12 protein-coding genes and 1 tRNA gene are annotated in these 12,331 nt (G+C 54.7%); 7 read left to right on the top strand and 6 right to left on the bottom strand.

What is annotated here, in order from left to right; genetic code table 11:
• Nucleotides 1-48 precede the first annotated feature (48 nt).
• Both KW808_RS07765 and KW808_RS07760 read left to right on the top strand, forming a co-directional pair.
• Complete coding sequence (locus KW808_RS07765; protein ID WP_003863760.1) at nt 49-1,440, top strand: hypothetical protein; 1,392 nt, start codon at nt 49-51, stop codon at nt 1,438-1,440.
• A 106-nt stretch (nt 1,441-1,546) separates the two neighbouring features.
• Complete coding sequence (locus KW808_RS07760) at nt 1,547-2,059, top strand: DUF1707 SHOCT-like domain-containing protein (protein ID WP_003863761.1); 513 nt, start codon at nt 1,547-1,549, stop codon at nt 2,057-2,059.
• A gap of 82 nt (nt 2,060-2,141) precedes the next feature.
• Here KW808_RS07760 and KW808_RS07755 read toward each other — a convergent pair whose 3' ends face one another.
• From KW808_RS07755 to secA2, 5 genes are all read right to left on the bottom strand, one after another.
• Entirely contained in the window at nt 2,142-2,717 is a 576-nt protein-coding gene (locus KW808_RS07755; protein ID WP_003856248.1) for a MerR family transcriptional regulator, read from the bottom strand.
• A 178-nt stretch (nt 2,718-2,895) separates the two neighbouring features.
• On the bottom strand, nt 2,896-3,531 hold the full coding sequence (locus KW808_RS07750) for a bifunctional nuclease family protein (protein ID WP_003863762.1): 636 nt from the start codon (nt 3,529-3,531) through the stop codon (nt 2,896-2,898).
• Between the two features lie 8 nt (nt 3,532-3,539).
• Nucleotides 3,540-4,298, bottom strand: coding sequence for a transcriptional regulator FtsR (gene ftsR, locus KW808_RS07745; protein ID WP_003856252.1), 759 nt, complete (start codon nt 4,296-4,298; stop codon nt 3,540-3,542).
• A gap of 157 nt (nt 4,299-4,455) precedes the next feature.
• Nucleotides 4,456-4,887, bottom strand: coding sequence for an oxoglutarate dehydrogenase inhibitor Odhl (gene odhI, locus KW808_RS07740; RefSeq protein WP_003856253.1), 432 nt, complete (start codon nt 4,885-4,887; stop codon nt 4,456-4,458).
• Nucleotides 4,888-5,026: 139 nt separating this feature from the next.
• The gene (gene secA2 / locus KW808_RS07735; RefSeq protein WP_003863763.1) at nt 5,027-7,318 is read right to left on the bottom strand and encodes an accessory Sec system translocase SecA2; all 2,292 of its coding nucleotides are present in this window, start codon (nt 7,316-7,318) and stop codon (nt 5,027-5,029) included.
• A 234-nt stretch (nt 7,319-7,552) separates the two neighbouring features.
• Between secA2 and KW808_RS07730 the strand changes: the two genes are divergently transcribed.
• From KW808_RS07730 to KW808_RS07710, 5 genes are all read left to right on the top strand, one after another.
• Nucleotides 7,553-8,692, top strand: coding sequence for a bifunctional alpha/beta hydrolase/OsmC family protein (locus KW808_RS07730; RefSeq protein WP_003863764.1), 1,140 nt, complete (start codon nt 7,553-7,555; stop codon nt 8,690-8,692).
• A gap of 1 nt (nt 8,693) precedes the next feature.
• On the top strand, nt 8,694-9,083 hold the full coding sequence (locus tag KW808_RS07725) for a YchJ family protein (RefSeq protein ID WP_003863765.1): 390 nt from the start codon (nt 8,694-8,696) through the stop codon (nt 9,081-9,083).
• 106 nt (nt 9,084-9,189) lie between these two features.
• Nucleotides 9,190-9,263 (top strand) — tRNA-Pro (locus KW808_RS07720).
• Between the two features lie 66 nt (nt 9,264-9,329).
• Nucleotides 9,330-9,518: a hypothetical protein gene (locus KW808_RS07715; RefSeq protein ID WP_003863766.1), complete on the top strand. Its 189-nt coding sequence runs from the start codon at nt 9,330-9,332 to the stop codon at nt 9,516-9,518.
• Between the two features lie 444 nt (nt 9,519-9,962).
• Nucleotides 9,963-11,513, top strand: a complete 1,551-nt coding sequence (locus tag KW808_RS07710) for a cation:proton antiporter (RefSeq protein ID WP_003863767.1) — start codon at nt 9,963-9,965, stop codon at nt 11,511-11,513.
• Here KW808_RS07710 and zupT read toward each other — a convergent pair.
• The gene (gene zupT, locus KW808_RS07705; protein ID WP_003863768.1) at nt 11,510-12,316 is read right to left on the bottom strand and encodes a zinc transporter ZupT; all 807 of its coding nucleotides are present in this window, start codon (nt 12,314-12,316) and stop codon (nt 11,510-11,512) included. The genes KW808_RS07710 and zupT overlap by 4 nt on opposite strands.
• Nucleotides 12,317-12,331: the final 15 nt, after the last annotated feature.

Below are 12,331 nucleotides of genomic sequence, written 5' to 3'. Positions count from 1 at the left end.
TCAAGTGGGAATTCAAACTTAAGGTTATCTAAATCGCTAACCATTGCGTTGATTGCCATCGTCGCTCTCATCGTGGCACTTGTGGTGTGGCTTTTTAACCGTTCAGATGATTCTGGCTCCACCACGACCTCCTCACAAGAGTGCATCTCTGGAAACTTGAGTCTGCCCGTTGGTGGCGATTCCACCGCAGCCGAAGAATTAGTGAACAAATTTAATGACTCATCACCTGTCAGCCGTGATTTCTGTGTTGAGGCGGAAGCTGTGGACGGCAACGTCCCCGCTGCCACGTACCTGTTCGCTGGTTCTCGTTCTGATGCTGCCACCGCACTTGCTGAAACCGGTGCCGTAGCAAGCAGCTCTGAAAGCTCTTGGCCCCAGGTTGGCTCCGCACAGGCAGGCCTCGCAGTTGCTTCAGGCACCGACGCCTCAACAATCACCCTTGACCAGGTAGCTCTTCCCGTTGCCACTAACTCCGGAGCATCCGCAGCCGTAGCGCTGGCGCTGGCTGAAACCCCAGAAGCTGCCGCTGCTGCGCTCAACCGTGACGCCGATGTCACCGCAACTGGAGCTGCCGACTCCCCTGCGTTTGCCACCGTTGAAGGAGCAGAACTTCCAGAGGGCTACACCTTTGAAGCAGTAGACAGCGCAGAAGTACCTGTGTGGGCTGTTGCCACCAACGCTGGAAACGGTATCTCTGAAGACCAAGCCCGCGCCGCCTCTGATTTCAGTAGCTTCAGCTTCGACACCGGCAACGCCGATAACTCCGCGCTTGAAAGTGTTCTCACCCAAGCTTCAAGCGAATCCGCGGCAGAAACTACTGAGGCGCAACCAAGCGAGACCCCGGTCGAACCCGCCGCTGCTTCCCCATCCGATACCATCATCAACCTGGATACCTCATCCAACATGGATCGAGTTGTTGACGGCAGCCAGGAAACCTACCACACGGTTACTTCCCGGACTCTGGCCAACCTCGCCCGCGAAACTGGTGCACAGGGCAACCAGGTAGCACTAAACAACTACTCTTCCCCACTCAACCCAGGAGTCACCAAGGGATGGCGCGCAAACGTTTCCTTCCCTGATTCCTCCGGTGGAGAAAACTCTGCCGGCGCAGTTGTTCGCCTCGGCACCGGTGGCGTTCCGCTGACCCGCGCTTCTGTCGTTGCTGCCACCCAGATCGCCAAGGAAGGCTCCCCCGATGGACAGCCAATGCGCGTTGTCATCGTGACCTCAGGCTCAGCTGGTGAATACACCGACGAAGCATTCTTGAATGATCTCAGCGCCGCATTCGCAGACAACATCTCACTCCACGTTGTTCATGTAGGCCACGATCCAGTGGATTCCGTGCTCAGTGATTTCGCCACCAGCCACAACGGCACCGCTACGCAGGCAACAACCACCGAGCAGATCGATGCAGCTCTCCGCGAGGCATTCGGATTCTAAGCCGACCGCTGAAAAACTCCCATTTGGACAATGAACACTTGTCAAAATGGGAGTTTTGGATTTTCGCACCACCAGCAGCACTCGAAAACGTGTTTATACTTGAACTATGAACGACAGGGCTCACCAACGAATAGGCGACATCGAGCGAGCCCAAGCCCTCGACCGACTTGGGTCATATTTTGCAGACGGATACCTCGACATCGACGAATTCGATACCCGAACCGGCGCCGCAGCAATCGCACGCACAGCCGGTGAAATAGATGTCTTGTTCACAGATCTTCCCGAACAACAGGCAAGCACCGCCGTGACACCCGTACAAGACGATACCGAGAAAGAACTAGACCTGGTCCTACAGCGAGGAAAGAAGCTCAAGCAGATCGACTCCGCCATTTGGGCTGTCGTGATGGTCTCGTTCTTCCTAGGCTTGTTTGTTTTCAACGTGCCATATTTCTGGGTTGTGTTCATCCTTGGCGGAGCGGCCTCCGCGGGTGCGCGATTCTTGCTCAAAGTAGATGACGCCGATGAAAAACTCTTTGAGGAACTCCACAGCAAGGAACAAAGCGAACGCGAAGCACGCCTACGCATTGCGGCACAACGTCGACGCGAGTTGGAACAATAGCCACAAAAGCTATCAAGCCCGTGCGCCATAGGTTCGGAGAGACCTACGGTGCACGGGCTTGAAGATTTACTGCGCTGAGTTTTTAGGAGGTGCGTCGGCTCCGGCGGGCTGCGAGCTCATCTTGAAAGTTGATGGTCTCTGCCTGAAATTCCTCATCGATGCGCTCAGATGGGAAGGAAGAAATATCGCCGGTGAGTTCCTTCATGATGCCTGGAACTGCAATGCCGAACACACCCTGTCCACCACCGAGCAAGTCGATGACCTCTTCGTTGGATCGGCACTCGTAGACGGTGGTGCCGTCAGAAACCAGAGTGATCTCTGCCAGGTCGTTGGTGCCCATGTCGCGGAGCTTATCCACGGCGAGGCGAATGTTCTGCAGAGAAATACCGGTGTCCAGCAGCCGCTTAACAATCTTCAGAACAAGGATGTCCTTGAAGGAGTACAGGCGCTGAGAGCCTGATCCGCGTGCACCACGAATGGTTGGCACGACAAGTTTGGTGCGTGCCCAGTAATCCAGCTGGCGGTAGGTGATCCCCGCAACTTGGCAGGCTGTTGGGACGCGGTAGCCGACCTGTTCGTCAGGGCCGACCTCAAATAAGGTCTCCTGAACAGGGACACCGTTGAAGATTTCTCCCTGGTAGTTCTTGTCTTCGTACACTAGTTTCTCCGATTATTCAGCACCCATGTTTTATTCAAAACAACATGCGTGTTAATTCTAAGCATGCAACTTAGCTATAAGTCTGGTCTCTACCCTAGACCAGAGTCAAGCTAAAATCTGCTAACACGCCAGAAACACCCCCAGCAAGTTGAAATCTGAGGGTGTGATTAGTCACATTTTAGGAATTCTCTGGCTTTTCTTCCGATGAGGGGCCTTCCTCGCCGAAGTCGCCATCAAGTCCGTCGCCTGGAGAATCCGGTGCGCTGAAGAGATCATCTTCAAAAACGCCGAGGCTCTGCATCAACTGTTGGAAATCAGCATCTGCTTGAGCGTCGCCTGAAGCAGATTCCCCATCAGGATGTCCGGATGCCTTGCTGCGATCAATGACGATGTCAAAGATAGACTCCATATCCTCATCATTGATATAGAAGGCAGTTTGCTGCAGAATTTCCTCATCGATAGAAATTGGCACCTCGAGCAGCTGTGACAGCATGATCACATCGCTTGGGCGGGCATCAAATTGCTCATCTTCAGAGGTAGTGATGGTAGCCATGTAAACGCCTTCAAAGTGGGAGACGATCTGCAGGCTGGCTACCCACGGAGTGAGGCGCTGGAATGCTTCCGCGAGCAATTCATGTGCCGTTGGCCTTCGTGGGTTGAATCCAGCGAGATATGCCTGGATTTTTAGGGCGTCATCAACGTCGATCCAGATGGGAAGGATTTTGTTCCCTTCATCCCATCGGAACAGCGCGCAGGTAAAGCCATCTGGTTCCATGGTGTGAATGCCATGGAATTCAAGTTCAACAAAACTCATTTTTTCTATCAGTATCCAAGCTGCTCGCGAGTTGCGTTTTTCACCAAGGAGGCGTGCATTGACACAACTAGGGAGCACATTTGTTGTGCCATTTCTTCAGCTTGCTGGCGGGCAACATCGCTTTTTCCCTGCGCAATCGGAGATGCCACTTGGGAAATAAGATCTGCCTGGCGCGATGCAGCATTTCCCAGGGATTTCAGTCGACGGAGATCAAAGCCCATTGCTTTCAGGCTAGCTGCGGTGCTGGCGATCGCCACGTCATCGTTGGTGAAAAATCCGGCGGCGTCCGGCTTAATCAATCGGGCGTTGACTAAATCAACAACCAATTCGACGTTGACGCCAGCCTTTTCGGCCACATCAGAGTCAGTGAGGCGAGTAATCGCAGGTGCCTGAAACTTCTCCGGGCTGACCAAAGGCTCCGAGGAGGAACCAAGGATGGCGGTGACAGAGCCGTTGTCCATGGCTTCCAGCTGTTCCCTGATGACCTTCAGCGGAAGGTAGTTGTCACGCTGGGTGACCAGGATGTAGCGGAGGCGTTCCACATCTGATTCCGTAAAACGGCGGTATCCAGATGCGGTTCGCTCAGGGGTAATCAGCCCCTCTGATTCGAGGAAGCGAATTTTGGACACAGTGACATCGGGGAACTCTGCGTTTAGACGTTCAAGTACCACACCAATTGACATGGTCTTGGTTGGTTTCACCGGAACGGTTCTGGTGGCGGATGCGCCGATGGAGCCGTTTGGGGATGTTTTACGGAGTGCACTCACGATGTTGCTGCTACCTGCTGTGAATTAAATGGGCGGACAGGGACTTGTACCACTATTTTAGGCATTCTATACACAAAACGGTTGCAAGATAGGTATGTATCCTGCAACCGCACTGTTTGCAGTGAAACACTGCAAAGAACTTTCCTAGGAAGTGTTTTTACTCAGCAGGGCCTGCGAGGAAAACCAGGCGGAACTTGCCGATCTGGATCTCATCACCGGTCTGCATGACCTGAGCGTTGCGTGGCTCGCGGTTAACGTAGGTTCCGTTGAGGGATCCTACGTCCACGACCTCAAATTCACCTTCATTGATGCGGAACTCTGCGTGGCGACGTGAAACGGTGACATCATCAAGGAAGATATCACTTTCTGGGTGACGACCAGCGGTCGTGGTTGGCTGGTCCAGAAGGAATCGAGCGCCTGCATTTGGTCCACGCTTGACTACAAGAAGAGCAGATCCTGCAGGAAGGTTTTCAGCTCCTGTGGAGGCTGGAGCAGTACCGGTGCTCGACTCCATTTCCTTCAGTAGATCAGCGCGGAATACTGAGGTGGTCTCGACCTGTGGCTCCGGGGTGCCGTTGTTGTCGCTCATTAAACTTCCTCCGTGTCGACATTATTCTTAACGATTTTCATCATAGCCTTTGTGTAGATGTTGAGTGCGGAGTTACCCTCCGTAAGATCCTAGAATTTCCTGAAAAAACGCCGTGAACTGGAATTTCACAGTTTTCGAGTTATCTAAAGATATTTCCTATGCCACTGATCACTGAGTTGCCACTACCCGCGAGTGGGTTGTCAGAGACCATGTAGGTCCACGTTGCCGATGGACGCGCCAAGCCCTCATCATCCAAATGTGCCCCCTCGTGATCGATGGTCACAGACTTGAACGTGGACACCGCATCATCGACAGCGCGTTGTGCCAAATCCTTGAATTCACGCACAGCGATGCGGTGGTATTCATCAAGGGGGGTTTCTCTGGCGATGGCGCGCAGGTGAATGGATTCGCGGACATCATCCATCAACGCGAGGTGCTCTGACCAGTTGTAATCGAGGTGGTACAGCATGATGTCTCGTGCTGCCTGTTCCCGCACGGACTGATCAAGGTCTTCAAGCTCTGCAGCCCGCGCTGGTGCATGCTGTGCCAGTTCCTCCCACGCTAAGGCGGTGTCGAGGAGGCGTTCGCGGCGCTCGTCAATGATCACGCGTTGATCGGCAAGGAGCTTGTTGTAATTCCAGCTCTGGGAGTGGATTTCCACCAGCTGTCCTTCGGTGACGCGCTGGCAGTGTCCGACCCAATCGCGGATGCGATCTGAGTCAATCAGCCCGGTGGCATCGGGTTGCGCGCTCACGCTCTCCCCTGACCCGCCTGAGACCACCACATCATCATCGAGGGAAACAAAGAAAAGGCTCAGGCCTGGATCTCCTTGTCGTCCCGCACGTCCGCGCAGCTGGTTGTCCAGGCGCTGAGAACGGTGGCGGGCGGTGCCGATAACGGCGAGTCCACCGAGTTTCACCACTTCATCGTAGTCGGCTTCATCGGCGCCACCGAGGCGAATATCGGTACCGCGGCCGGCCATCTGAGTGGAAACGGTCACTCGTCCAATATCGCCAGCCTCTGCGATGATCTGGGCTTCTTCGGCATCATTCTTGGCGTTGAGAACGCTTACTTCGATGTTGAGTTCACGCAGTGCAGTGGCGAGTTCTTCCGACTCTGCCACATCGTGGGTACCCACCAGGACTGGCTGCCCCGTGCTGTGAAGGAGTGCGATTTCATCGATGATGGCGCGGTTTTTCTCCGCCATGGTGGCGTAGATACGGTCAGCTTCATCAAAGCGCTTCAGCGGATGATTGCGCTCAATGACAGAAACATGCAAGTCATAGAAGGTGCGTAGCTGATCGGTTGCCTCCACGGCGGTACCTGTCATGCCGCATGCCATTGGGTAGCGACCAATCAACGCCTGAAGTGTGATGGTGTCAAGGATCTTGCCGCCTTCAGAAACCGCGAGACCTTCCTTGGCCTCCACTGCTGCTTGCAGGCCGTCGGGCCAGCGCTGCAGGTCGGCGACACGGCCGCGGGAGGCGTCGATAAGCAAGACCTTGCTGTCGCGGACGATGTAGTGGATGTCGCGGATGAGCAGTGCCTGCGCGTGGAGGGCGAGGTTGACCTGCACGAGCGTCGAGCCGACGTGCTCATCGTCGTAGAGGCTGCTGATGCCCAGCTGCTGCTCTAATTTGGCGGCACCCTTGTCGGTGAGAAAGACGTTGCGACGATCATCGTCGATGGTGTAATCGTCGTTTTCTTTCAGTGAGCGCACCACATCGGTGATTTTGCCGCGCGGCGCATGGCCGGGCTGGTTGCCGGCGAGGACGAGTGGCACCAGGGCCTCGTCGACAAGCACGGAATCGGCCTCATCGATAATCGCGACGTCGGCGCCATGCTGCACGGCGTCTTCGCGCCGGGTAATTAGCTGATCACGCAGCACGTCAAAGCCGATTTCATTGACAGGTCCGTAGACAATTGCGGCTTTATATGCTTGTCGACGCTCCCCTGCATCCATCTTCTCGCTGATGCTCGCCACGCTCAGACCGAAAAATTCGACCAATGGCCGCATCCATTCGGCATCGCGCACAGCCAAATAATCATTGACGGTAATCGAATGGACTCGCTTGCCCATCAACCCCAGACCGGTGGCCGCCATCGCGCCCACCAAAGTCTTGCCCTCACCGGTAGCCATGTGCACCACATCGCCTTCAATGAGACGCAACACCGCCTGTGATTGCACCGGATACGGCTTCAGCCCCAATGTCCGCTGCGATGCCACACCCAAAATGGCGAGGAATTCCGCATGATTGTCAATGCGTCCACCACTGGCTAGATCCTTGGCACGCTGCGCCAATGCAACATCATCCAGCGCGTCTAATTCCGCTGCATGGTTTTCTACCTGATTGACAATTGCCACGCTACGTTTTTGGTTTCTGCCCGATTTGCCGCCAAGGGCCTTCCAAAACCAATCAAAACCGGCCACGGTTATACCTCCGGTGAGCTAAATGAATTCATCTGTTTAACCCTACTCAATCACCCTCAGACGTGATACGACGTGACCTACATTGCACTGGTGGGTAAGAGTTGTGCAACGACATACCGCACGCATGGTGACCTGCGCGAAAGATATGCATAAAGTGATGATGAAATAGCTTTGTCGAAAGGTTTGCTCCCGGTGCATTCAGTTAGCGTGAAGGTGCCATCATCACAAGGGTTGATGATGGCCGCGACGTTAGATCTTCCAGATACAGATCCCATTGCCTATGCAATGTTTGCCCACTGTTTCACCGGCTCACGGTTCACGCCAGCCGCCGCGCGAGTCAGTAAAACACTCGCAGAATCCGGCGTCGCCTGCCTGCGTTTCGATTTCCCAGGACTGAGCCAATCAGAAGGTGACTTCTCCAAAACCACCTTCAACTCCAATGTGGACGATATCGTGGCGGCCTCGCAGTGGTTGACGGAACACTACTCCGCTCCACAGTTGCTCATTGGACACTCCTTGGGTGGTGCAGCATCACTGAAAGCTGCCACCAAAATCTCCTGCCTCAAAGCAGTAGCAACGATAGGCGCACCTTTTGATCCTGCGCACGCAGTCCTGCACTTTGCTGATCGCATATGTGATGTAGATGATCAAGGTGCTGTCACTCTGCAGCTCGGAGGCCGGGATGTCACCATTTCCCGCGAATTCCTCGAAGACCTTGCAGAGGTCAACCCCGAAGATCACCTCCGCAGGCTCCGCAAACCACTGCTTTTACTGCATTCCCCCACCGACCAAACCGTCGGCGTGGACAACGCGCAGCTCATCTTCAGAGTCACTCGCTACCCTAAATCCTTGATGACTTTGGACAAGGCAGATCACCTGCTCACCAAAGATGGCACCGCACAGCGTGCAGCCCGGATCATCGCGAACTGGGTCGAGCCCTACCTAGTTCCAGAAAACGTCTGTGAGGATCTTCCGGAGTTTGTCGCCGAAGCCTCAACCATCAAAGCCAGCAAATACGGCGCAGCCATCCGCACCGGTGGTCACAATTTCATCACCGACCGCGACAAATCCCAGGGTGGCAAAAACCTCGGCTTCACCCCTACTTCCCTGCTGGTTTCCGCGCTTGCTGCTGCAAACTCTCAAACGATCAAACAAGCAGCCATCGACAACCGCATCAAAGGCCTTGACGATGTCAAAGTGACGATCTCCCAGGAACAATCAGCCGACCACGGCCAGATCAAACTCCGCCGAAAGATCTCTTTGATCGGCAACCTCAGCGATGCAGACAGTGCTTCACTTCGGGCCGCATCTAATTCCTGCTCGATTACCCAACTGCTCGCGCAGGGAATCGTCATCGACGACGAGGTGAACTAGCGTGGATTTTGAGTTGGGTAAACGCTGCCCCTGCGGAACTGGCCTTACCTACGGTGAGTGCTGCTACCGCTTTCACTCCGGCGAATGGGTGGCCCCCACCGCTGAAGCGCTCATGCGATCTCGGTTCACCGCCTTTGCTGTTGGAAATTCCCAGTACCTTCTTGACACTTGGGATCCAGAAACCCGGCCAAGCGAACTTGGCCTCGATGTGGGAATTGATTTCTACCGCCTCGACATCCTCGAGACCACCGGCGGTGGACCCTTCGATTCCACCGGCACCGTAAAATTCCAAGCCTTCTACAAGGGGCTCGCCTCCGGCGTCCAAGAAGAAGACTCCACATTCCGCAAGGTCAACGGCGCGTGGGTCTATTCCACAGGAGATGTCGACTAGTTTCCCCACACGTGCAATAGGTTATGGCCAGCGGATTTCACTTTCCAGATCACACTGATGTAACCTATTCACGTTGGTTCAGCCCTCATGGGCAAAAACACAACGGCGGACTGTGGCGCAGCTTGGTAGCGCACTACACTGGGGGTGTAGGGGTCGCAGGTTCAAATCCTGTCAGTCCGACAATTAGCCTAGGTGAGGATGTATTTTCTCCCCTAGGTTTTCTCTATTTGTCAGGCTGGATAAAACATGAAACTCACCATTGATATCGATCTTGATGCTATTGCGGATGATCCTGCCGGTGAAGCGGGACGGATTTTAAGATATTGGGCAGGTGCGCTATCCCAAATGGATCTTTCGGCCGAGGCGGAACATGCGTTGATGAACTCAACCTATGACGCAGAGGTAGGAACCATCAAGATCACGGCTGAAAAGTAGATCTGGCTAGGGCAAAATCAAAGACTGCAGATCGAGACCAAAGACCTCAAAAATCTACCTCTCTTTGGTCTCGATCTGCAGTTCTTGCGCGTCAAAACGTGCGTATTAAACCAAACAGACAGGGCGAAACTCGTTCCTTGGTCTCAAACGGACACATGGCTCCACTCGTCTAAAAATGCCACCCCGAACCCGAAAAAATCGACGCTCCAGAATCGCCTACAAGTGCCTGAACAGAGCGCACCCACACTCGAACCCATTGCAGAAATTCGACCCCTTAAACGGGCGCCACACGACACCCCAAAAACTCACAACTGAACACTTCCTGTGAAGTTGCTTTCAATTGGTGTGCGCTCCCCCATGCAGCAGCATAATCAGCGAAAAATAGGAACTGTTTACTGAAAAAACTGACAAACCTGACAGACCTGACCCGAAGAGACCTTATTCATGACGATATTGTTCATGCTCATTACATTGCTGCTCGCCACCGTGATTGTGGTGGCCATCGGCGATAAAACCGGACTCCCCTGGCCTGCTTTGATGACTATTGTCGCCGCAGGTGGAGCGTTGTTGCCATTTTTGCCGGAATTTACTATCCCGGCCGATCTGATGTTGCCTATTTTCATTCCGCCGCTGCTGTGGGCGCTGGCGAGGAAGTCATCGTGGGCGGTGATTAGGTCGCAGATGTCTACCATCATCACGATGTCGGTGTTGTTGGTGTTCGTGACCATCGCGGCACTCACGGGTGCATCCATGCTGTTGCTTCCTGGCATTGGCCTTGCTGGTGCGATCATGTTGGCTGCGGCTATTGCTCCACCGGATCCTGTTGCTGTTGATGCAGTGGCGGAACCTGCGGGAATCCCGAAGCGCATCACTACTACTTTGCAGACGGAGGGTCTGTTTAATGATGCAGCCAGCATCATGGCGTTCCATGTGGCTTTAGCTGCCCTGGTCGCTGGTGAGAATTTGTCCTGGTCAACGGGTGTTTTGGAATTCTTGTGGTCGTGTCTTGCTGCCGTTATTTTGGGCTTGGTTATTGGCCGGGCGGCTGCGTGGTTTACCGATCACGTGAGTTCCGTTGAGGCTCGAAATGCGTTTACGTGGGTGCTGCCGTTTGCCATTTATGTGGTGGCGGAAGAAATCGGCGGTTCGGGCGTTATCGCCATTGTGATCGCTGCAGTGGAGATGAATTCGAGGGCGTCAATTGGTGCGGAGGATCGTCTAACGGGTTCTGCGTTCTGGGGAACCATTGAGGTGCTGTTTACTGGCGTGGCCTTTGGTTTGATCGGCCTGAATGTGCGCACTGCGATTGATGAAGTCGGATCTGAGCTGTGGCATGCCGTGGTCGTGGGCATTGTGCTCTCGGTGGTGGCGATCGTTGTCCGTGGTGTGTGGATGTTCGCGGCGTATAAGCGCAATCGTTTCAAGATCGATAAGAAGGGTGCGACCAATAGTTCATTGCGGGCGCCTCTTCGACTGCAGGAATCGTTGCTGATGACGTGGGCGGGCATGCGCGGTTTGGTGACGTTGGCGCTGGTGCTGTCTATTCCGGAGGATATTTTCCCGTATCACCACGAGTTACAGGTCATTGCGCTGGTCGTTCTCTTAATCACCATGGTGGGCCCTGGTTTGGCGTTGCCGTGGCTGATGCGGAAGCTCAGCTTGGATAAGGGTCCCGATGCTGCGGGCGATGAGAGTATCGCCGCGCTGACAGAGAGGGCTCATAAGGCCGCAACAACGTATTTGGTGGATACCACGGAGTTGCCGATGGAGCAGATGGTGGCGATCAAGAATTGGTTCTCGCAAGAAATTGACGCTGATGAACTGCAGGAGAACGTCGATAAGCTGCATCAGCGCGCGCATCATGCGCGTGTCGGGGCAATCAAAGCGGCCCAGGAGGAGCTGTTGAAGGCGCGTCGGGAGCGCGGCGTTAATCCGGCTTACGTTGATGAGGTGTTGACCAACATTGACCGGATGCTTGTTGCGGCTGAACGCTAGATAAACAGCAGCAGGCTGATTGCCATGACTGCCATGCCGGCGATGAGGCCGTAGATGGCGGTGTGGTGTTTGCCGCTGGAGATGGCAGTGGGCAGTAGTTCATCGACGCTAATGAACACCATCACGCCGGCGACTGCGGCGAAGCACAGGCCGAGTGCTTCTGGCCCGATAAAGGGCATGAGCAGCAGGAATCCGATGAGGGCGCCGGCGGGCTCAGCAAGGCCGGAGAGGGTCGCCCAGCCTAATGCTTTTCGACGTGACCCTGTAGCTTCCCTAAGTGGCACCGCCACCGCAATGCCCTCTGGAATATTGTGAATGGCAATTGCCACGGCCACAGGGATCGCGATCATTGGATCGGACAATCCGGCCAAGAATGTAGCGAAACCTTCGGGAAAGTTGTGAATCGCGATGGCCAGCGCAGTGAGCACGCCCATTTTCATCATGCGGTTGCGGCGCTCGAATCCTTCAACGGCGCCTCCCACGGTGGAGGGCTCGTGGGGGTTAATCGCCGTGGGGACTAAGCGGTCGATGATGGCGATCAGCGCGATGCCACCGAAGAAGCCGATAACAGCGGCCCAACTTCCGCCTTTTTCTCCCCAAACACTGGTTAATTCATCAAAGGCGCCGGGTAGAATTTCCACAAAGGATACGTACAGCATCACGCCGACAGAGAAGCCGAGTGATCCTGCGAGGAATCCTTCGGTGACGGTTTTGCGCGATACGGCGATGAGACCGCCGATGCCGGTGGCAAGACCGGCAAATAAGGTGAGTCCAAATGCGAACAACACAGTCGAGGTATCCATAGGGCTGAATACTAA

The sequence above is a fragment of the [Brevibacterium] flavum genome (assembly GCF_019317305.1).
Taxonomy (GTDB): domain Bacteria; phylum Actinomycetota; class Actinomycetes; order Mycobacteriales; family Mycobacteriaceae; genus Corynebacterium; species Corynebacterium glutamicum.
Note: the sequence above shows the minus strand (reverse complement) of the source record. Positions and strands in the feature narration are given on the sequence as shown.

What these genes read in the sequence shown, in the direction of transcription:
- KW808_RS07750 (WP_003863762.1), bottom strand. Translation starts at nt 3,531, where the DNA reads ATGAGTTTTGTTGAACTTGAATTCCATGGCATTCACACCATGGAACCA.
- KW808_RS07715 (WP_003863766.1), top strand. Translation starts at nt 9,330, where the DNA reads ATGAAACTCACCATTGATATCGATCTTGATGCTATTGCGGATGATCCT.
- odhI (WP_003856253.1), bottom strand. Translation starts at nt 4,887, where the DNA reads ATGAGCGACAACAACGGCACCCCGGAGCCACAGGTCGAGACCACCTCA.
- KW808_RS07760 (WP_003863761.1), top strand. Translation starts at nt 1,547, where the DNA reads ATGAACGACAGGGCTCACCAACGAATAGGCGACATCGAGCGAGCCCAA.
- zupT (WP_003863768.1), bottom strand. Translation starts at nt 12,316, where the DNA reads ATGGATACCTCGACTGTGTTGTTCGCATTTGGACTCACCTTATTTGCC.
- KW808_RS07730 (WP_003863764.1), top strand. Translation starts at nt 7,553, where the DNA reads ATGATGGCCGCGACGTTAGATCTTCCAGATACAGATCCCATTGCCTAT.
- KW808_RS07710 (WP_003863767.1), top strand. Translation starts at nt 9,963, where the DNA reads ATGACGATATTGTTCATGCTCATTACATTGCTGCTCGCCACCGTGATT.